The sequence below is a fragment of the Sorangium sp. So ce363 genome, assembly GCF_051520435.1.
Taxonomy (GTDB): Bacteria; Myxococcota_A; Polyangia; order Polyangiales; family Polyangiaceae; genus Sorangium; species Sorangium cellulosum_B.
Genome location: NZ_CP150333.1, coordinates 8,367,490 through 8,387,014 on the forward strand (window position 1 = coordinate 8,367,490; position 19,525 = coordinate 8,387,014).

Here is a 19,525-nt window from a genome sequence, read left to right on the forward strand (position 1 = left end):
GCCGAGGCAGCCGCCGGGGAGCGCAATCCAGCGAAGCCCCCCGGGCGAGCGACGCGGCGATCCCGCGAGGTCGCCCTCCCCGGCGCGAAAATCAGGCGCACGCCGACGACAGATCGCGACGCGCGAGCGAGCAAGGCGGCGCGACGCGCGCTGCCGAGCCGGGCAAGGAGAAGGAGCGGCGGGCCGGCGCGACGCGCGCTGCCGAGCCGGGCAAGGAGAAGGAGCGGCGGGCCGGCGCGGCGCGCGCTGCCGGGCGGGGCGAGGGGGAGAAGACGGTCAAGCAGAAGGGCTCCGCGGCGCGCTCCTCCGGCGCGGCCCGCGGCCGGGCAGGGCGCGGGCCCCGCGCGGGAAGCGGCGCGGAGGGTCGACCACTCCCGGACGGGAGGCCCGCCAGCCGAGGCGCCGCGCAGCAGCGCAGGAAGGCGGCCGAGCCGAGGCGGACGGAGGAGACCGACGCCTCGCTGCCGAAAAGATCCGGGCGGGTGGCGCTGGTCGGGCGCCCCAACGTGGGCAAATCGACACTGCTGAACGCGGCGCTCGGCCATCCGCTCGCGATCGTCTCGCCGACGCCGCAGACGACACGCGACGCGATCCTCGGGGTCGTGCACCACGGCCCGGCGGAGATCGCGCTGCTCGACACGCCCGGCCTGCACCGGCCGCGCACGGAGCTCGGGCGCGTGATGAACCAGGCGGCGCGCGAGGCGGCGCGGGGCGCCGACGTGATCGTGTTCGTGACCGAAGCGCCGGATCCCGCGCGCCTGCCGCGGCGCGTGAAGGAGGGGGAGGACGGCCCGCCGCTCGCGCCGCACCCGAGCGATCTGACGTTGCTCGCGGACCTGGGGAGCGAGGCGCCGGTGGTGTTCGTGCTCAACAAGGTCGACCGGATGCGGGACAAGGCGCTGCTCTTGCCGCTCCTCGACGCGTTCGCCAAGCTCCGGGAGTTCGCGGCGATCGTCCCCATCTCGGCGCTGCGCGAGGACGGCGTCCAGCGCGTGCTCGACGAGGTGGCGAAGCTCTGTCCCGAGGGGGACTGGGGCTTCGCGCCCGATGAGCTCACCGACAGGCCGACGCGCTTCTTCGCCGCCGAGTACGTGCGCGAGCAGATCCTGCGCGCGACGAAGGCCGAGGTGCCCCACGCGAGCGCCGTGCAGATCGAGCGCTACGTCGAGCCGACAGGCGAGGGTGCGCTGCACATCGACGCGACCATCCACGTCGAGCGGCCCGGGCAGAAGAAGATCCTGATCGGCGCCGGCGCGGAGCAGCTGAAGCGCATCGGCACGGAGGCTCGGCTCCGGATAGAGGAGCTCGTCGGCCGGCAGGTGAACCTCAAGCTCTGGGTCCGGGTGACGCCGGAGTGGCGTGAGTCGCGGGAGCGGCTGGACGAGCTCGGTTACAACAAGGGAGAGACCTCGTGAGTGCGGCAAAGCCAGCCCTTTCCAGATCGAACAAACGCAGCCAGGGAGCCGCCGGAGGCGGGCGGACGGCGAAGAAGGGCGACGCCCCCGAGAAGAAGAGGGGCGGCGTCGCTCCCAGGAAGGGCGCTGCCGCCTCCGGGAAGGGCGCTGCCGCTCACGGAAAGAGCGCAGCGGCCCCCGGCAAGGGCGCTGCTGCTCGCGGAAAGAGCGCGGCGGCGCCCGGCAAGAGCGCCGCCGGATCGAAGAAGGGCAGCAGAACAGGCCCGAGCAAGGCCCGTGCTCTCGCCGAGCCGATCGGCCACGAGGCGGCGCAGGACAGGGAGGAGCTCACGGCGGACCTGGCCGAAGAGGCCATCGCGGCCGCCGAGGACGCCGCGGCCGATGCGCCTGCGCCGCCCCCGTCGGCCGGAATCGTGGCGCTGGTCGGGCGGCCCAACACCGGCAAGAGCACGCTGTTCAACCGGCTGATCGGCAAGCGCGTCGCGATCGTGCACGACGAGCCCGGGGTGACCCGCGATCGCCACTACGGCGACGTCACCTCGCGGGGACGGCGCTTCACGCTCGTCGACACGGGCGGGTTCGACCCCGAGAGCGATGATCCCATGCGGCAGGGGATCAAGCGGCAGATCGACCTCGCCATCGCCGAGGCCGACGTCATCGTGTGCGTGCTCGACGCCGTGACGCCGGTCACGCCGTCCGAGCACGCCGAGCTCGGCCTGCTGCGCCGCGCGGGCAAGCCCGTGATCTACGTCGCCAACAAGGCGGACTCGCCGCGGGCCGAGGCGGAGGCGGCGGAGCTGTACCGCCTCGGGATGGATCGGCTCATCCCGATCAGCGCCCTCCATGGCCGCGGCATCTCGGATCTGGAGATGGCCATCGAGGCGGCGCTCCCCGAGGAGCCCCCGGCGCCCGAGGAGTCGGCCGAGGGGGCGCTCCGCATCGCCATCATCGGGCGGCCCAACGCGGGGAAGTCGTCGCTCGTCAACCGCATCGCGGGCGAGGAGCGCATGCTGGTCGACGCGCAGCCGGGCACGACGCGCGATCCGATCGACACGCTGGCCGAGCGCGACGGGAAGCGGTTCTTGCTCATCGACACGGCCGGCATCCGGCGCAAGGCGAAGGTGACGAAGGAGGACAGCGCCGTCGAGGCGGTCAGCGTGATCCACGCGATCCGCGCCATGGAGCGGGCGGAGGTCGTGCTCCTGCTCTGCGACGCGGCCGAGGGCGTGGCCGAGCAGGACGCGAAGATCCTCGGCCTCGCGGTCGATCGCGGGTGCGGCGTCGTGATCGGCCTCAACAAGATCGATCTCCTCAATCGCAAGGCGCTCGCGAAGGCGGAGCAGGACGCCCGCGACAAGCTCTCGTTCGTGCCGTGGGCGCCGATCGCGCACGTGAGCGCGCGCAGCGGGCGCGGCGTGGCGAAGCTCATCGAGAGCGTGGCCCAGGTGGCCGACGCCTACAGGAAGCGCGTGCCCACCGGGGAGCTCAACCGCTTCTTCGAGCAGATCCTGCTCACGCACCCGCCGCCGACGCACGGCGGGCGCGCGCCCCGCCTGTTCTTCGTCACGCAAGCCGAGACGTCGCCGCCGCTGTTCGTCGTCGTCGCGAGCGATCCCGACAAACTCCACTTCAGCTACCGACGCTACGTGGCGAACCAGCTCCGGCAGGCGTTCGGGCTGGAGGGCGTGCCGGTCCGTGTGAAGTACAAGGAGCGCAGGCGGCGAGGGTAGGCCGGGGGCAGCCCAGCTGCCTCCTCACAGACCGTTCCGAGTTACCCCAGGGCAGCCAGAAGAACCGACGAGCTGCCCCTGTGGCTACCCAGCCGCCCCGGGCAGCGGCGCCAGCACGTCGGCGATCCTCGCGAGGCCGGCCACGTCGTGGATGTCGTACGGGAACGCCGGGACGTCGACGCGGACGCTGCCGGCGCTCTGCTCGTCTTCGAGCGCCGCCTCGAGGGCGATCAGGTTCAGCTGATCGAGCTTGCCCATGCGGCTCTCGTCCTTGGCGGCCTGAAGCAGGCGCGCCGCGGCGCCGGAGGCGAGCCCAAGGCTGCTCCCGTCGAGCGCGGCGGCGATCTCGCCGACGCCGGGGAGCGCGCCGTACACCGGGTGGACGCGGTTCACGACGAACGCGTCGCGATGCATCTGCTGCTCGCGCAGGCGATCGGCGAAGTACAGCACCTCGCGCACGCAGAGCGGATCGGGCGTCGTGACGAGCACGTAGGCCACGTCGGGGCCGCGGAGCGCCGATGCAACCGCGTCCGCCCGCTGCTTCCAGCCGCCGAAGACCGCGTTCATCTCGCTGATGAACGCCGCGATCTGCTCGAGGAAGCCGCTGCCGGTCAGCTTGCCGATGCCCCGCAGCACCGCGGCGGTCGAGCGCGCCAGCAGGTTGAGCGAGAGCTTGCCGGAGCTCTGGAAGGCCTGCACGAACCACCGCGTCGCCGCGCCGTCGATGGCGCCGACGAGGCGCTCCGGCGCGTCGAGGAAATCCAGCGCGTTCGCCGTGGGCGGCGTGTCGAGCAGGACGAGGTCGTAGCTCGGGTCGCTCCTGACGGCGTAGAGCTTCTCCATCGCCATGTACTCCTGCGTGCCCGCGAGCGACGTGGAGATGTACTTGTAGAGGACGTTGCCGAGGATCCGGTCGCGCTGCTCGGGCGTGGGGGCGAGCGACGCGACGAGGCCGTCGAAGGTCGACTTCGTGTCGAGCATCATGACCGTCATCGAGCCGGGCACGTCGACCCCCGCCCTGGCGAAGCGGGCGGGCTCGATCGTCTGCGCCTCCGTCGTCATCTCCTCGAGCCCGAGGCTCTGGGATAGCCGGCGCGCCGGATCGATCGTCAGGCAAAGGACGCGCTTGCCGCGGCGGGCAGCGGCCAGGCCGAGCGCTGCAGTCGTGGTCGTCTTGCCGACGCCGCCGCAGCCGACGCAGAGGATCACCCTGCGGGAGGCGAGCAACGGGGCCAGACCGGCGTGGTCTGCCTGAAGGGACGCGTCGGCGGCGGGCGGGCTGTTCCGAGGGGGTGCGAGCGAGCCGGGCATTGCGCGCGACCTGAGGCCGCGGCCCCTTGTAGCACGAACCGGGGGGGCGCGAGCGCCCGGCCTGCGGCGTCGCGAGCGCCCAGCTGCGTCACGACGCCGCCCAGCCTGTGGCGCAGCGACCGCTCAGCCTGCGGCGCAGCGACCGCTCAGCCTGTGGCGCAGCGACCGCTCAGCCTGCGGCGGCGCGGCCGCTCAGGCGGCGCGGAGGATGCGCAAGCACCCCGCAGCGGCCCGGGCAATGGAGGCGCCACGCTCCGCCGTGCCGCCACGGCCGCAGAGCAGCACCTCGCCGCCTGACACCGAGAGGCTCTGGACCTCGACGTCGGCGGTGAGCGTGGCGATGCGCGAGCCGACCGCCGCGCTCTGCACGGCGTCCGGGTTGGCGAGGAGCGGGGCGTAGGCAGCGAGCTCCTCACACGCCGGCCACGCGCCCGCCCCGGCGACGAGGCAGCCGCTGTCGTCCACGAGGACCACGACGTCCAGGTTCGCCTCGGCGCGGGTCGTCGAGAGCTGGTAGTGCAGCGCGGTGACCGGATCGTCGCTGCGGCGGCGCCGCCGCTCGGAGGTGGGGATCCCCTCATCCAGGGCCGATGTGCCCTGATCGACCGAGGGCGCGCCGGGATCGACCGGGCGCTCTGCGCGGCCTCCCGGCCTGCCGCCGCGCTGGCCGCCAGCGCAGCCGTCCGACGCGAGCTGAGGCACAAGCTGCTGGTTCGATAACGAGAGCGACACGAACACCTCCTCGACGCGAAGGATGGTCGCAGCGCACGCGGGCGGCCAACTTTGCTAAGTTCGGAGCGACGATGCGCGGCTTCATCGATCTGCACTCCCACTGGGTCGCGGGCGTCGACGACGGCGCCCGCACCGTCGAGGAGAGCCTCGCCCTCCTCACCGCGCTCCGCGGCGCCGGGTTCGACACCGTCGTGGCGACGCCGCACATGCGCCCCGGGATGTTCGACAACACCCGGCAGGGCCTCCAGGCCGCCTACGACGCGACCTGCGCCGCGCTGCGGGCCGCGGCCGGCGCGCGCGACCTGCCCGCGCTCGATCTCTCGTCGGAGCACTTCTTCGACGACATCGTCTTCCAGCGCCTCCTCGACGGCAGCGCCCTTCCCTTCCCGGGCGGCCGCGCCGCGCTCGTCGAGTTCCCGACCCGGAGCTTCCCCGCCCGGGCCGCGGAGCGGATCTTCGATCTCAGCCGCCGCAAGCTCCGCCCCGTCATCGCCCACCCGGAGCGCTACGAGCCCGTCTTCGACGACATCTCCTCGCTCGATCCGCTGCTCGACGCGGGCGCGGTGCTCCTCCTCGACGTCGCGGCGCTCACCGGCAAGTACGGGCGTACTCCCCGCCGGGCCGCCGAGCAGCTGCTCGAGGCCGGCTACTACTACGCCGCGTGCAGCGACGCCCACGCCGCAAAGGACGTCGCCGACGTGCGCGACGGCATCAAGGCCCTCTTCGCCAGGGTCGGCGAGGAGGAGGCGAGCTTCATGCTCATCAACGGCCCGCGCGCGATCCTCGAAGGCACCGTCGACCCCTGAGGCCGCAATCCGCCCGCTCGCTTGACGGGCCGCCGTCCATCGCTATAAGCGAACGACGCGTTCATTATTCGCCATGGCGCAGTACCTCAAAGACGACGTCCAGGAGAGCATCACCTCCGCCGCGCTGACGATCTTCGCGCGGAAGGGGTACGAGAGCGCGACCATGGCCGAGATCGCCCGGGCGGCCGGCGTCTCGACGGGCAACATCTACCGGTACTTCGCGAACAAGGACGCGCTCTTTTACAGGCTCGTCGACGACGGCTTCGCCCGCGCCTTCACGATCCTGCTGCGCCGCCGCGTGAAGGCGCTCGACGGCGTGGAGGACGTCCGGGCGCTCCCGCCGACGGCCGCCTACCACCTGATCTCCGAGGAGCTCCTCCGCTTCTGCATCGAGAACAGGCTGCGCGTCGTGATCCTCCTGGGGCGTGCCGGCGGCTCCAGGTACGAGCGGTTCTCCGAGGAGACCGTCGAACGCCTCATCGCGCTGGCGATCGAGCACTTCCGCGCCCTCGACCCATGCCTCTCGGTGACCGAGGTGATGCGGTTCAACCTGGACCAGATTTACCAGGGCTTCGTCAGGGCGATGGTGAACGCCCTCGCCCGCTTCGAGGACGAGGACGCCATCCGAGAAGCGGTCCACGGTTACTCGAAATACCACCTTGCCGGACTCAGGAGCTTCTTCGTGTAATCTTCGCTTCGCCTCGCCTCAAAAGTGAACGAACCATTCACCCATCGAGCTCGACCCCTCGCGGAGGCGAGGGGCGCAAGGAGGCCCATCATGCTGGAGAGCACGCTTGAGCTTGATCTGCCCGTCGAGGCGCGCGCCGTCCTCGAGGAAGAGGCCACGCTCCTCGAGCGCGTGCGCGCCGCGCTGGACAGGGCCCAGGAGCGCGCCGCGCGCGTCGGCGGGCGCGCGCCGCGCGAGCTCAGGTCCGTCGCGGCGCTCCGGGAGCTCCGCGACGAGGCCGCCGCGGCCTCGGCCGACGATCTGCCGGCGGTGCTCCTCGAGATGAGCGTGCGGCAGCGCCTCATCGAGCAGGAGCCCAGGGAGGCGCTGCCCGACCCGCTCTGCCCGTACCTCGCCCACCTCCGGGTCGACGAGGGCAAAGGGGCGAAGGACTACCTGCTCGGCCACGCGACGTTCCTGGATCCGTCGGCCGACGTGCGCATCCTCGACTGGCGCGTCGCGCCGGTGGCGCAGATCTTCTACCGGTACCGCGAGGGCGACGAGTACGAGGAGGCCTTCCCGGGGCGCGTGGCCGAGGGCGTGGTGAAGGCGCGCCGCATCGTCGTCGTGGAGCGCGGCGCCCTCACCCGGATCGTGGGCGACGGCCTCGTCCTGACGCGGCGAGGCGACGGGCGATGGACCCTCGCGGAGCGCGCGGCGCTCGCCATGCAGCCGGGCGGCGCGGGCACGGCCGCCCGCCCCGGGAGCCTCGGCGTCGGCGCCGGCGCCCCGGACCACGCGAAGGTCGCGGACGTCACCGCCCTGCTCGACGCCGACCAGTACGCCGCCGTGTGCGCGCCTCCCGAGCAGCCGCTCCTCGTGCTCGGCAGCGCCGGGAGCGGAAAGACGACCGTGGCGCTGCACCGCCTCGCCCGGATCGCCGCGCTCGATCCGGCGCGTTGCCCGCTCTCGGCCATGAACGTCGTCGTCCCCGAGGAGGGCCTCGCGCGCCTGTCGCGCCGCCTGCTCTCGCCGCTCGGCGCGGGGGAAGCCCAGGTGAAGACGCTCGACGCCTGGTCGTCGGCGACCGCGCGCGAGGTCTTCGGCAAGCCGATCGCCCTGTGCGACGATCCCCCGGCGCTCGTCTCCAGCCTCAAGCGCCACCCGGCGCTCTACCGCGCGTTGCGCGAGCGGTTCGCCAGGCTCGCCCCGGCGAACACGACGCTCCCGCGGCTGCGCCGCCGCCTCGCCGACGTCTTCACGGATCGAGGGTTCCTCGAGGGCGTCGTCGCCGCCTCGGGCGGGGACCTCCCCAGGAGCGCGGTCGAAGAGACCGTCCGGCACACCCTGCTGCAGATCGCCGAGCCGCTCGATCGGCAGCTCGCCTCGATCACCGTGGCCTCGATGAAGCGGGCGCTCGACGGCCGCGCCATCGCGGAAGGGACGCCGGACGAGCTCGCGGGGACGCTCGACATCGACGATCTGCCGATCCTGCTCTTCCTTCGCGCCGCTCGCCGCGGCCTGGACGGGGCGGGGTGGTCGCACCTCGTGCTCGACGAGGCCGAGGACTTCTCGCTGTTCGAGCTGTTCGTCCTGGGGAAGCTCCTTGGCGAGACGCGCAGCGTCACGCTCGCCGGCGACGAGGCGCAGCAGACCTCCTCGAGCTTCGCCGGGTGGGACGCGGCGCGAGCGGCGCTCGGCGTGGGCGACGCGGCGACCTGCCGCCTCGCGGTGTCGTACCGGTGCCCGCAGCCGGTGGCGGAGCTCGCGCGGCGGCTCCTCGGCGAGCTCGCGCCCGAGACGCCCGCGCGCGCGGCCCGGGACGGCGCGCCGGTCGGGCTCTTCCGCTTCCCGAGCGAGGCGCAGGCGCACCTGTTCCTCGCCGGCGCGCTCCGCGATCTCGTCGGGCGGGAGCCCCGCGCCTCGGTGGCCGTCATCGCGCGGGACGCAGGCGCCGCGCGGGAGCTCCACGCGCTGATCGAGGAGCTGCCGGAGGCGAGGCTCGTGCTGGAGGGAGCGTTCTCGTTCGAGCCGGGCATCGACGTCACCGACGTGGACAGCGCGAAGGGGCTCGAGTTCGACTACGTCGTCGTGCCCGACGCGACCGCGGCGGCGTACCCGATGAACCACGAGGCCCGCCGGCGGCTCCACGTCGCTGCGACGCGGACGTCGCACCAGCTCTGGCTCATCTCCGGAGCGGCGTGGTCGCCGCTCCTCGGCGACGTGGGGGCGAGCTGACGCTCGCCGCGGCGCCCTATGGGCGCGGCCCGGCCGGCGCGGAGACGGCGGCGGGAGGGAGCGGGCTGTCCCTCACCGCCGCGGTCCCGGCGAGCGCGACCCCGAGGACGGCGGCCCCGAACACCAGCAGCGCCTGCAACCAGCGCCGCGGGGCGGGCGGAGGCTCCACCTCGTCGTCGGCCGAGCGGTCCCCGGGATCGAGCGACTCGAGCGCGGCGCGCAGCTGCTGCGTGCGGAGGTGGGATGCGTCGCCCAGGATCTGTCCGAGCCAGCTGGCGACGAGCGCGTCGTTGCCCGGGTTCGCGGCGCCCGGGATCGCCTCCTCGAGCGCGCGCATGAGCTTCGCGGCCGTCGCCGTGCGCGCGGTGGGCGACTTGGCGAGCGCCTCGGAGACGAGGCGATCGAGCGCAGGCGGGATCGGCTCGGGCGGAGGCGGCGCGCTCAGGCGCTCCGCGAACCCGCGCCGGGACGGGACCGCCCGCGACGACAGCGGCGCGGCAGGCCGCTCGCTCGCGATGTGGGTCATCGTGCTCTCGCTGTCGTCGGCCTGGAAGGGATGAGCGCCCGACAGGAGCTCGTAGAGGAGCACCCCGACCCCGAAGAGATCGGACCGCCGATCGCACGGCTGCCCCCGGATGTGCTCCGGCGCCATGTACGGCGCGCTGCTCCGGAACAGGAACGCGCCCCCCTCGCCGCCCGCCGCGCCCGCCGCGCCCGCTGCGCCCACCGATAAAGCGCGCCCGCCGTCGCCGCGCAGCGCCTGCGGTCGTCGCTCGGACATCCGCCCTTCCTCGAGCTTCGCGATGCCGAAATCGACCATGCGGACGAGCCCCTCGGACGTGATGAGGACGTTGTCCGGCGAGACGTCGTAGTGGAGGAGCTCCCGGGGGTTGCCGCCCTCGTCTCGCAGCTCGTGCGCGGCGTCGAGGGCCGCGCAGATCTGGTAGGCGAGCCTCGCCGCGACGAGCACCGGCGCCGGGCGCCTGCGCGCGGCGCGCAGCACCGACGAGAGCGGCTCCCCGCTCACCCACTCCATGACGTAGAAGAACGTGCCGTCCGTCTCGCCCAGATCCACGACGGGCACCACGTTCGGGTGCCTGATGCGCGCGGCCAGCGCGGCTTCGTCGAGGAATGTCCGCACGGCGTCGGGATCGGGCGAGAGCTCCGGGCGAAGCACCTTGATCGCGAAGAGCCGCTGAAACCCGTGCTCCCGCCTCAGCCGCGCCGCCCAGACCTCGCCCACATCGCCTGCGGCCACCCGCAGGACGAGTTCGTACCGGCCCAGGGAAAACCCCGGGAAAAAGCGCCCCCCGCCCCCCACGCGGAAGATGTGGCCCACAGTTGAAGAGCCCGCCAGTGCTCCCGGTGTACGACGATCACGATTGTTGCCCTGGTTGTGAGACTCGACCTCAACCAGGAACCGCTTCCGACCGCGACATCACCGCCCTCCGGAGCGCCTGCCGGGCCAGCCCGCTGCTCGGACGTTTTCGGTCCTATCCGGGATGCGGGGGTCTTGCTTCCTGAACAACCGGACAGTAAAGCTGCCGGAAACTGTTGCCCTGCGCGTCGTGGGTCCACCTCCGCGGTCCCCCGCCGTCGCCCCCCCTCCTATCGCTCCCTCCCGAGGTACTCATGAGTGACGAGAAGAACACCAAGCAGAAGTCTGCCGCCCTCGAGCTCGCGATCGCCAGCGTCGAGAAGGAGTACGGCAAGGGGGCGATCATGCGCCTCAAGGACGGGCAGACGCTGCACGACGAGGTCGCGGCCGTGGCGACCGGCTCGCTCGGCCTGGACATCGCCCTCGGCATCGGCGGCTACCCGCGCGGCCGCATCGTCGAGGTCTACGGACCGGAGTCGAGCGGCAAGACGACCCTCACCCTCCACGCCATCGCGGCCGTCCAGCGGGCGGGCGGGACGGCGGCGTTCATCGACGCCGAGCACGCCCTCGACGTGAACTACGCCAAGAAGCTCGGCGTGAAGACCGACGAGCTGCTCATCTCCCAGCCCGACTACGGCGAGCAGGCGCTCGAGATCGCCGACATGCTGGTCCGCTCGAACGCCGTTGACATCATCGTCGTCGACTCGGTCGCCGCGCTCGTCCCCAAGGCCGAGATCGAGGGCGACATGGGCGACAGCCACGTCGGCCTCCAGGCCCGGCTGATGAGCCAGGCGCTCCGCAAGCTGACCGGCACGACCTCGCGCTCGCAGTGCCTGCTGATGTTCATCAACCAGATCCGGATGAAGATCGGCGTCATGTTCGGCAGCCCCGAGACGACGAGCGGCGGCAACGCCCTCAAGTTCTACGCCTCGGTCCGGCTCGACATCCGCCGCATCGGCGCCATCAAGGAGGCCGCCGCGGGCGGCAAGGAGCCGGCGGTCGTCGGCAACCGGACCCGCGTCAAGGTCGTGAAGAACAAGATGGCTCCCCCGTTCCGCGAGGTGGAGTTCGACATCCTGTACGGCCAGGGCATCAGCCACAGCGGCGACGTCATCGACCTCGCGACCGAGGCGAGCATCATCGAGAAGAGCGGCTCCTGGTTCTCGTTCCAGGGCGAGCGCATCGGTCAGGGCCGGGAGAACGCCCGCACCTACCTCGAGCAGCACCCGGCGGTGCTCGACAAGATCGAGTCGATGGTCCTCGCGAAGCACGGCATCTCGCGCGTCGGCGGGGCCGCCCCGACGAACGGCGCCGCGAGCCCCGGCCCGAAGGGCGGCGCCGCGGCCGAGGCCCCCGCGCAGGCGAAGGGTCGCGGCGAGGCAGCCTCGTCCGGCCAGGACGCCCGCCGTCCCCCGGGCAAGACGAACTGACGCCGGCTGCCATCGACGCCATGCACCTCTACGTGATGCGGCACGGCCCGGCGGAGGAGCGGGCGACCAGCGGGCGCGACGCGGACCGGAGGCTCACCCCCGAGGGCCGCGAGCGCGTGGCGCGGGTCTCGCGCGAGCTCCACCGCCTCCGGGGCGGCGCCCCGCTGCCGCTGGTGCTCGCGAGCCCCCTCGCGCGCGCGAGAGAGACCGCCGAGATCGCGGCGCCGATCTGCGGCGCGCCGGAGGTCGAGCTCCGGGACGAGCTCGCGCTCGACGCCGGGCTCCCGAGTTCGCTGGTCGCCGCGCTCGCCCAAGGCGGCGCCGACGCGCTGCTCGTCGGGCACCAGCCGAACGTGGAGCACCTCGTCCGTACGCTCGTCGACACGCCCGGCCGGGGCGCGACAGCGCTGCTCCCCGCCGGCTTCTGTACTGCCCTGGTCGTCGCCCTCGAGCCGGAGCCTTCCCAGCGCGCGCAGGGCCGCTGGCGCATGACGCAGATCCTCGATCCCCGGGCGCTCGCCTCGCGATGAGCGAGGCGCTGCGTGCGCGCCGTGTCATGGCGGGAGAGAGAGCAGGAGCAGAAGGCGCGCGTCCGAGGCGGAAGGCGGCCCGACCGGCGCAGGCGCTCGTGGCTTTCACTACAAGCACATGAATTTGCAGAGGAAATCCAGATCACCGGCGAGCGGCGGCCGGGGCGCCCTCCCTCTCCCTCCGGAGGGTCCGGCCACCCGCTTACATAGTCACAAATCCGAATGATTTCGATGTTCTCGGCCGCTCGCTTGACAAGGATCCCACCCGAGAATACGCCCAAATAAGGAGGATTGAGATGGCGGGACAGATGGCCTTCCCCTTCGCTCAACCCCCTCCAGGCCGTCTGTCGCGCAGCGGTGGGAAGGGCGCGGCGCGTACTTCCCTGCTGCCGCGTGTCTCCCGGGCGGTCGTCCGGGTGCCGGACCCCCGTCATCATCCGATCGACATCGATCTGCCGCCGGGCCAGCCGCACATCTACGTGCACGAGGGGGCGCGCCAGGCGCTCATCCGGCGGCTGGAGCTGGCCCAGAAGCGCCCGGTCCTCCTCTCGGTGACCGACAACTACCGGCAGATGATCTCCTCCTCGCTCCGGGAGGGCATCCTGCAGGCGCGCGTCCACCACATGTTCCTGGACGCGCCGGCGCTCGTCCAGGAGGCGCTCGTCCGGTACGTGGTGACCCAGGACCGGGCCGCTTCGCTCGTTGTCGGCCAGTACATCGACGAGAACGGCCATCGCATCCGGGCGAGCCGGCCGGTGAGCACGCCGCTCTCGACGCAGGGGCGGACGCACGACCTGCTGATCCTGTTCCAGAAGCTGAACCACGCGTACTTCGGCGGCGGGGTCGACGCGCTGATCACCTGGGGCAAGCGGACCAAGGCGCGGAAGCCGCGGCGCACCATCAAGCTCGGGAGCTACTCGGCGGTCGAGCGGCTGATCCGCATCCACCCGGTGCTCGACCGGCCCTGGGTCCCCCGCTACTTCATCTGTTACGTCATCTACCACGAGATGATCCATCACGTGATGCCGGCGAGCCACGGCAACGGGCGCCGGATGCTCCATCCGCCCCAGTTCCTCGCCCGCGAGCGGCTCTTCCGCGACTACGAGCGGGCCCTCGCCTGGGAGACGGACCACGTGGGGCGGCTCCTCCGCACCTGACGCATCCATCGCCTGCGGACGCACGTCATCCGGCGGCGTCGAGCGACGAACGCGACGAACGCGACGAACCATTGCGCGAAGGTGCGGCTGGCTCTAAACCGGCGAACCCCCGTTCGGGCCGCGCCAGCCGGCGCCCCGTGGGCGACCCCGTAACCTCGAAAGTGTGGAAGGCCAGCGTGCAGGAGATTCTCACCCAGGAAGCGAGCCCGAAGCGGGCGATGGAGGCCCTCGAGTGGGCCGTCCAGCGAGCAGAGAAGGCGGAGGTCGAGCAGCCCGAAGCGGGCGCCGAGCCACGCGCCTCGTCCAGGGTGATCTCCGGGCGGCCCGCCGACTTCAAGGCCGCGGCCGCCGCCTACCTGCCCGATGTCCGCAAGCTGCTCGACCGGGTCATGATGAGCGACGACGCCGAGGCCGGGCTCGACGCCCTGCTCGAGTCGGGCGCCCTCGCCGCGATGCTGCCCGAGGTCGAGGCGATGGTGGGCTTCGGCGACGGGGAGTGGCGCCACAAGGACGTCTGGAAGCACACGAAGCAGGTGGTACGTCAGGCCGTCCCGCGGCTCGAGGTCCGCTGGGCGGCCCTGCTCCACGACATCGGCAAGACGAGGACGCGCTCCATCTCGCCGACGGGCGAGGTCCACTTCTTCGGTCACGCCGAGGTCGGCGCGCGGATGTTCGACAAGATCGACCGGCGGCTGCCGCTCTTCACGAAGGAGGATGCGCTGAAGAACAGCATCCGCTTCCTGATCCTGCACCACCTCCGGGCGAGCCAGTACGACGCGTCGTGGACCGACAGCGCGGTGCGCCGGTTCGCCAAGGAGATGGGCGGCTGCCTGAAGGACGTGCTCGACCTGTCGCGGGCGGACATCACCACGAAGCGGCCCGAGAAGAAGCGGAAGGGGCTGAAGCAGATCAGCGAGCTCGCCGAGCGGGTGCTCCAGGTCCAGGCGGAGGACGCGGTGGTGCCGCCGCTGCCGAGCGGCATCGGCGACGCCCTCATGCATGCGTTCGGGCTGCCGCCGTCGCGGCGGATCGGCGAGATCAAGCGCGCGCTGGAGGAGGCGGTCGAGGCGGGCGAGGTGGCGTCGCACCAGGAGGCGGACGTCTACATCGCGTTCCTCCGGGAGCACGCGGGGCGATTCGGGATCTGAGGGCGTAGCGCAGAGGGCCCGAAAGGGGGTGCCGGCTGCCCGGCCCCCATGAAATCAGGGCGCTCAGCGAAGGGGGGCGGTGCAGGTGATGCAGCGAGGGGGGACGCCTTCCTTGTGGTAGTGCTCGCCGCAACGGCCGCAGAGACGAGCGTCGGCCTCGAAGGCGATCAGCTTGTCGGTCGCCTTGCAGCGGAGGCCGGCGACCTGCGGCGGCTCCAGCGGGCGCACCTCGCCGGCGGCATCGTCGGGCGGAGGCAGCGCGCCTTCCTTGATGTCAGCCGCACGCGTGGGGATACGCGCCCTCGCCTCGGCCAGCACGCGCGCGGCCGCCGCGAGGTGTGCTCGCAGCGGGATGGAGATCGCCGTGCCGCTGCCCTGGACCGTGAGCGCGGTCTCCGTGAGCAACAGGCCCGTGACATCGTGCCAGCCGATGCGCTCGATCTCGCCAGGTCCGCTCTCCAGCCCCACCCCGGCATCACCGACACGAAGCGCCTTCATCGACCACTGACCGAAGAGCCCCACCGCCGCCCCGAGGAGCAAGGCGCCGAGGAGCAGGTACGTGGCTGCCGGGTGCGCGCCAGCGTCTTCGCCCCGGAACCACTGGCCGTAAACACCCGCCCCGGCCAGCAGCGCCGCGACGGACATGCCGAGCATCGTGAGGCCGAGCTCGAGCGACGCCTTTGGCTCGAAGCGTCGCTCGCTCCGCGGATCGGTCCGCTGCCGCAACACGACCTCACCGCCCTGCCCCGTGGTCCCCGAACCCTTGCGCTTGCGCTTCACCGGTCTGTCGGCTGCCATCGGCGGCTTCCTATCGGAGGAGGCGCCCGGACGCAAAGGGGCTCAGCCCAGGCCAGCGCTCCGCGCGAGCAGCCAGACGGGAGCCGCCCTCCGCCCGCGCGGCAAGGACGGAGAGGTATGCTGGGGGCAGCGATGCTCTCGATGCCCAACGCAGCGACGTACGTCATGCCCGCGCTGGGTATCGGGCTCGCAGCCCTCGCGATCCTGGGGCCAGGCTCGCCACGCATGGCCACCGGCGTGCGGGTGTGGGGGGCGCCCGTCGCCGGAAGCGAGGCGCTGGCGCTCCGCGTCGAAGGGGTGCGCCGCCTCCACGGCGCCGACGATGCGGCGGCGATCCCGCAGATCGAGGTGAGCGCCGTGTCGGCAGGGGCGCCGCTCGAACGATGGACCGGCTCGCTCGACAAGGACGGCATCGGCGAGGCGCTGCTGCGCGCGCCAGCGGGGCTGCGGGAGCCGGTGACCGTGCGGATCGCGCTGGGCAGCGGCACGCTCCTGGAGCGGCAGCTCCCGCTGCTGCCGCCGCTCGCATCGGCGGACACGAGCGCGCTGCCAGGCGCGGCGCACGCGACCGCGCTGCCAGGCGCGGCGCACGGGGAGCTCCGCCTGCAGACCACGGCGGCGCGGGGAGCCCTTGCAGCTCCGTTCCCGGAGCGGGTGCGGGTCGCGATCGAGACGCAGGACGGAACGCCCGCGGCAGGGGCTCGCCTTGAGGCGAGCGCCGTCGGGGCGGAGCTCGAGGGGCGCGGCAGCGGTCCGGCGCAGATCACGGCCGATGCGCGCGGCGCCGCGGAGCTCACGCTCAAGCCGCTGGCGCACACGGTCGAGCTCACGCTCCGCGCGACCCACCCGGGGAGCGCACCGCCAGGGACACGGATCGCGAGCGGCACGTGGGAAGGGAAGCTGCCCGTGATCCCAGGAGCCATCTGGCTCGATCCGGGCGGTCTCGATGGCGAACGGCCCGAGCTCCGGTTGATCTCCCCGACGCCGAGGCCACGCGCCTACGTCTCGATCGGAGGTGCGCGCGGCCGTGCGCTCGGGACGATCGTCCCGCTCGCGGCGGACGGGGCGGGCTTCTTCTCGGGGAGGGTGACGCTCCCGGACAGCGCCGCGCCCGGGGAGGCGGACTGGGCCGTGGTCGCGAGTGACCCCTACGAGCAGGGCGCAGGCACGGTGGCCTGGCCGATCACGTCCGCGGCGGCGTCCGCCTCGCCGCGGCGCGTGGAGCTGCTCGCGGACGGGATGCCGGCGGCCGAGGCGCGCGAGCGGGCCCGCGCCTCGCATGCGCGGCGCGCTGGCCTCGTGGTCCTCGCCGCCTCCGCGGTGGCGCAGGTGCTGCTGCTCGCGCTGCGATCCAGGACCGCGCGGCGCCGCCTGGAGGCGCACGTCGCCGCCGCCTCGGGCGGCGAGAGCAAGGACGGGACCCATGGCGCGCCGCTGTCCAGGGAGGATCGCGACCGGCTGCTCGCCGCCGTGCGGGCGGAGCCGCTGCTGTCGGCGCTCGCCCTCGCCGCGCTCGTCGGGCTCTCCTTCGCGGCGGTGGCGGCGCTCGCCACCTTCCGATGACCCGAGGGGGCGTGCCGCCTTTGGGATTTGATCCGCGGCGGGCCCCGAGCCGCTAGACTGGAGGGCCAGGCGGCACGGGGCGGGAGGACGACAGACAGGGCATGTCCGAGCAGCAGCGGTACCGGGTCATCAAGCGCCTCGCCTCCGGAGGCATGGCGGAGGTCTTCGTCGCCGAGAGCGCGGGGATCGAAGGGTTCAAGAAGCAGGTCGCGATCAAGCGCGTCCTGCCGCAGCTCAGCAAGAAGGAGCAGTTCATCGCGATGTTCCTCGACGAGGCGCGCCTCTCGGCGCACCTCTCGCACTCGAACGTCGTGTCGGTGTTCGACATCGGCGTCGGCGACGGCACCTACTTCATCGTCATGGAGTACGTGGACGGCGCCGATCTGAGGGCCCTCCTCGATCACCAGAAGAAGGTCGGCCGGCCGATGACCGTCGAGGTCGCCGCCTTCATGGCCGCGAAGATGTGCCAGGGCCTCGCCTACGCGCACGAGCTCGCGACCGGGGACGGAAAGCCGCTCCAGATCGTGCACCGGGACATCACCCCGGCCAACGTGCTCATCACCCGCTACGGCGAGGTGAAGATCGTGGACTTCGGGCTCGCGAAGGCGTCGAGCCAGCTCGCCGAGAGCGACGCGGGAATCATCAAGGGGAAGTTCGGCTACCTGGCGCCCGAGACGGTGCTCGAGCAGGGCGTCGACCAGCGCGTCGACATCTTCGCGCTCGGGATCATCCTCTGGGAGATGCTCGCCGGGCGCCGGTTGTTCCTCGGCGACTCCGACTACATCACGGTGCGGCTGGTGCGCGACGCGGTGATCCCCTCGCTCCAGCAGATCAACAGCGATGTGCCGCGCGAGCTGGAGCAGATCATCCGCCGCGCGCTCGCCCGCGACCCGGGGGCTCGCTACCTGTCGGCGCGCGAGCTCGGGCGCGACCTGACCCGCTTCCTCTACCGCTACGGCCGCCCGGTGAGCGAGGACGACGTCGCCTCGCTCGTGGAGCGCGCCAAGGGCGGGCCGGCGCGGGCGGTCGACGGGACGCAGAAGATCGCCGAGCTCATCGACATGATGCTCCTCGAGTTCAAGTCGCTCACGAAGGAGCCGACCGCCGGCGGCAGCGGCCTGAGCCTGCTGCCCACCCTGGAGGGCGCCACGATCCTGACGCACGGGGAGGAGCACCCGAGCTCGCCACCCCCGCGCAGCGAGGGGCCGCTCGGGGGGCTCGCCGACGAGCTGGAAGGCCCGGACTCGCTCCACCAGGACGAGTCCTCGTCCTCGGTGACGGCCTGGTTCCGGGGGCTCATTCCGCGCTAGATCCCTGCGCGGGCAGCGACGTGACGTCCGCGCCGCCGCGCTGTCCCATCCGTCCCATCCCATGACCCGTCACCGGCCAGGAGGAGCCCTCCTCCGGCCCACAGCAAAGGCAAAGAGAAGATGAGCGTCGAGATTGGAAAGCCGTTTCCGCGCTTCGCCCTGCCAAACCAGGACGGCAAGACCGTGAAGCTCGAGGATTTCGCGGGCAAATGGCTCGTCCTCTACGTCTACCCGAAGGACGACACGCCGGGATGCACGATCCAGGGCAAGTCGTTCACGGCCTCCAAGGCCGATTTCGACGACGCCAACATCGCCGTGGTCGGCGTCAGCGAGGACGACGTCACGTCGCACAAGAGCTTCTGCGACAAGTTCTCGTTCACCATCGACCTGCTCGCCGACACGCGCCACGAGCTGCTCAAGGCCGCGGGCGTCGGGCAGAGCGAGTGGAAAGGCACCCTGTACTGGGACCGGACGACATTCGTCATCGATCCGTCGGGTGTGCTGCGAAGGACCTACCTGAAGGTGAAGCCCGACGGGCACGAGCAGGCCCTCCTCAAGGACATCGCGGAGCTCAAGGCCCAGGCCTGAACGCCGCGACCGCCTGCGAGAGCAGGGCGCACGGAGAAGGGCGCTCCACCTGCGCAAAAACTTGCTCACGCTGGATTTGCTGGCATGTCGCCCCTACCCTGTCGCCCTTGTGGCACCACGCCCTCCTTTCGCTCCTGGTCGAATCGTATCGCTCACGGTCTTCGCGGCGATCGCCGCGGCGGCGATCGCGAGCGCTTCCGTGGTGGGCGCCTGTAAAGGCGCGGGGGGCGGCGGGTCCGTCGGCTCGAGTACGGGCGACGCCAGCGGCTGTCCGATGGGGCCAAGACAGGCGCTGTTCACCATCACCGTGCGCGCGAGAGGCGCCACCGTCCCGCCGGACACCACCGTTCACATCGCGTGGAGCGCCGCGGACGAGCCGATCTTCGTCCTGAGTGATCCGACCACCTGGAAGACGCTCGACGAGGCCAACCTGGTGTGCGCCGTCGATCGCGCGCAGCCTCCTCCCGAAGCGCTGGAGACGCTCGTCTGCGAGCTGTGGACGGCCGGGGTGACGTGGGTGAAGATCTCGGGGACAGGCTACGACGACTTCGAGCAGACGCTCGCGCCCGTCATGAACGACGAGTGCGAGAGCTTCCTGCCTCAGAACGTCGATATCGAGCTCGTCCCGGCGGTGGACGGGGGCACGGGCGAGTAGCCGGTAGCCGGAGGGCGGCGCACCGGGGCGAGGTGATCGCTGCCAAGCCCAGGCGCCCTCTCCTGTCGA

17 protein-coding genes are annotated in these 19,525 nt (G+C 72.2%); 13 read left to right on the top strand and 4 right to left on the bottom strand.

Features of this window, described 5'->3' with window-relative positions; translation table 11 throughout:
* Positions 1 to 482: 482 nt before the first annotated feature.
* A complete protein-coding gene (gene era, locus WMF12_RS31375) occupies positions 483 to 1,415 on the top strand; it encodes a GTPase Era (protein WP_437543025.1) in 933 nt (310 codons plus the stop codon).
* On the top strand, positions 1,412 to 3,145 hold the full coding sequence (der, locus tag WMF12_RS31380) for a ribosome biogenesis GTPase Der (protein ID WP_437851281.1): 1,734 nt from the start codon (positions 1,412 to 1,414) through the stop codon (positions 3,143 to 3,145). Before era ends, der begins: the two co-directional genes overlap by 4 nt.
* 84 nt (positions 3,146 to 3,229) lie before the next feature.
* On the opposite strand, the gene WMF12_RS31385 is transcribed toward der, so the two are convergent.
* Together WMF12_RS31385 and WMF12_RS31390 are read right to left on the bottom strand one after the other, a co-directional pair.
* Positions 3,230 to 4,354: an ArsA family ATPase gene (locus WMF12_RS31385; RefSeq protein ID WP_437851283.1), complete on the bottom strand. Its 1,125-nt coding sequence runs from the start codon at positions 4,352 to 4,354 to the stop codon at positions 3,230 to 3,232.
* A gap of 294 nt (positions 4,355 to 4,648) precedes the next feature.
* On the bottom strand, positions 4,649 to 5,188 hold the full coding sequence (locus WMF12_RS31390) for a hypothetical protein (protein ID WP_437851285.1): 540 nt from the start codon (positions 5,186 to 5,188) through the stop codon (positions 4,649 to 4,651).
* Between the two features lie 71 nt (positions 5,189 to 5,259).
* Between WMF12_RS31390 and WMF12_RS31395 the strand changes: the two genes are divergently transcribed.
* From WMF12_RS31395 to WMF12_RS31405, 3 genes are all read left to right on the top strand, one after another.
* The gene (locus WMF12_RS31395; protein ID WP_437851287.1) at positions 5,260 to 5,994 is read left to right on the top strand and encodes a tyrosine-protein phosphatase; all 735 of its coding nucleotides are present in this window, start codon (positions 5,260 to 5,262) and stop codon (positions 5,992 to 5,994) included.
* Between the two features lie 73 nt (positions 5,995 to 6,067).
* Complete coding sequence (locus tag WMF12_RS31400) at positions 6,068 to 6,682, top strand: TetR/AcrR family transcriptional regulator (RefSeq protein ID WP_437851289.1); 615 nt, start codon at positions 6,068 to 6,070, stop codon at positions 6,680 to 6,682.
* A 90-nt stretch (positions 6,683 to 6,772) separates the two neighbouring features.
* Positions 6,773 to 8,899 (top strand): ATP-binding domain-containing protein, encoded by a 2,127-nt coding sequence (locus WMF12_RS31405; RefSeq protein WP_437851290.1) that lies wholly within the window; start codon positions 6,773 to 6,775, stop codon positions 8,897 to 8,899.
* 16 nt (positions 8,900 to 8,915) lie between these two features.
* On the opposite strand, the gene WMF12_RS31410 is transcribed toward WMF12_RS31405, so the two are convergent.
* Complete coding sequence (locus WMF12_RS31410; protein WP_437851292.1) at positions 8,916 to 10,238, bottom strand: serine/threonine-protein kinase; 1,323 nt, start codon at positions 10,236 to 10,238, stop codon at positions 8,916 to 8,918.
* A 293-nt stretch (positions 10,239 to 10,531) separates the two neighbouring features.
* On the opposite strand from WMF12_RS31410, the gene recA reads away from it, so the two are divergent.
* From recA to WMF12_RS31430, 4 genes are all read left to right on the top strand, one after another.
* Positions 10,532 to 11,707: a recombinase RecA gene (gene recA / locus WMF12_RS31415; RefSeq protein ID WP_437293867.1), complete on the top strand. Its 1,176-nt coding sequence runs from the start codon at positions 10,532 to 10,534 to the stop codon at positions 11,705 to 11,707.
* A gap of 20 nt (positions 11,708 to 11,727) precedes the next feature.
* Positions 11,728 to 12,237: a SixA phosphatase family protein gene (locus tag WMF12_RS31420; RefSeq protein WP_437851294.1), complete on the top strand. Its 510-nt coding sequence runs from the start codon at positions 11,728 to 11,730 to the stop codon at positions 12,235 to 12,237.
* 416 nt (positions 12,238 to 12,653) lie between these two features.
* Complete coding sequence (locus WMF12_RS31425) at positions 12,654 to 13,394, top strand: hypothetical protein (protein ID WP_437851296.1); 741 nt, start codon at positions 12,654 to 12,656, stop codon at positions 13,392 to 13,394.
* Positions 13,395 to 13,570: 176 nt separating this feature from the next.
* On the top strand, positions 13,571 to 14,542 hold the full coding sequence (locus tag WMF12_RS31430) for an HDIG domain-containing metalloprotein (RefSeq protein ID WP_437851298.1): 972 nt from the start codon (positions 13,571 to 13,573) through the stop codon (positions 14,540 to 14,542).
* A 63-nt stretch (positions 14,543 to 14,605) separates the two neighbouring features.
* Here the strand turns inward: WMF12_RS31430 and WMF12_RS31435 are convergent, their stop codons facing one another.
* Positions 14,606 to 15,340: a hypothetical protein gene (locus tag WMF12_RS31435; RefSeq protein ID WP_437851300.1), complete on the bottom strand. Its 735-nt coding sequence runs from the start codon at positions 15,338 to 15,340 to the stop codon at positions 14,606 to 14,608.
* Positions 15,341 to 15,481: 141 nt separating this feature from the next.
* On the opposite strand from WMF12_RS31435, the gene WMF12_RS31440 reads away from it, so the two are divergent.
* The 4 genes from WMF12_RS31440 (at position 15,482) to WMF12_RS31455 (ending at position 19,456) form a co-directional block, all read left to right on the top strand.
* The gene (locus WMF12_RS31440) at positions 15,482 to 16,903 is read left to right on the top strand and encodes a hypothetical protein (RefSeq protein ID WP_437851302.1); all 1,422 of its coding nucleotides are present in this window, start codon (positions 15,482 to 15,484) and stop codon (positions 16,901 to 16,903) included.
* A 101-nt stretch (positions 16,904 to 17,004) separates the two neighbouring features.
* On the top strand, positions 17,005 to 18,213 hold the full coding sequence (locus tag WMF12_RS31445; RefSeq protein ID WP_437740346.1) for a serine/threonine protein kinase: 1,209 nt from the start codon (positions 17,005 to 17,007) through the stop codon (positions 18,211 to 18,213).
* Positions 18,214 to 18,333: 120 nt separating this feature from the next.
* Positions 18,334 to 18,801, top strand: coding sequence for a peroxiredoxin (locus tag WMF12_RS31450; RefSeq protein ID WP_012238595.1), 468 nt, complete (start codon positions 18,334 to 18,336; stop codon positions 18,799 to 18,801).
* Between the two features lie 274 nt (positions 18,802 to 19,075).
* Entirely contained in the window at positions 19,076 to 19,456 is a 381-nt protein-coding gene (locus WMF12_RS31455) for a hypothetical protein (RefSeq protein ID WP_437740348.1), read from the top strand.
* The last annotated feature ends 69 nt before the right edge of the window (positions 19,457 to 19,525 follow it).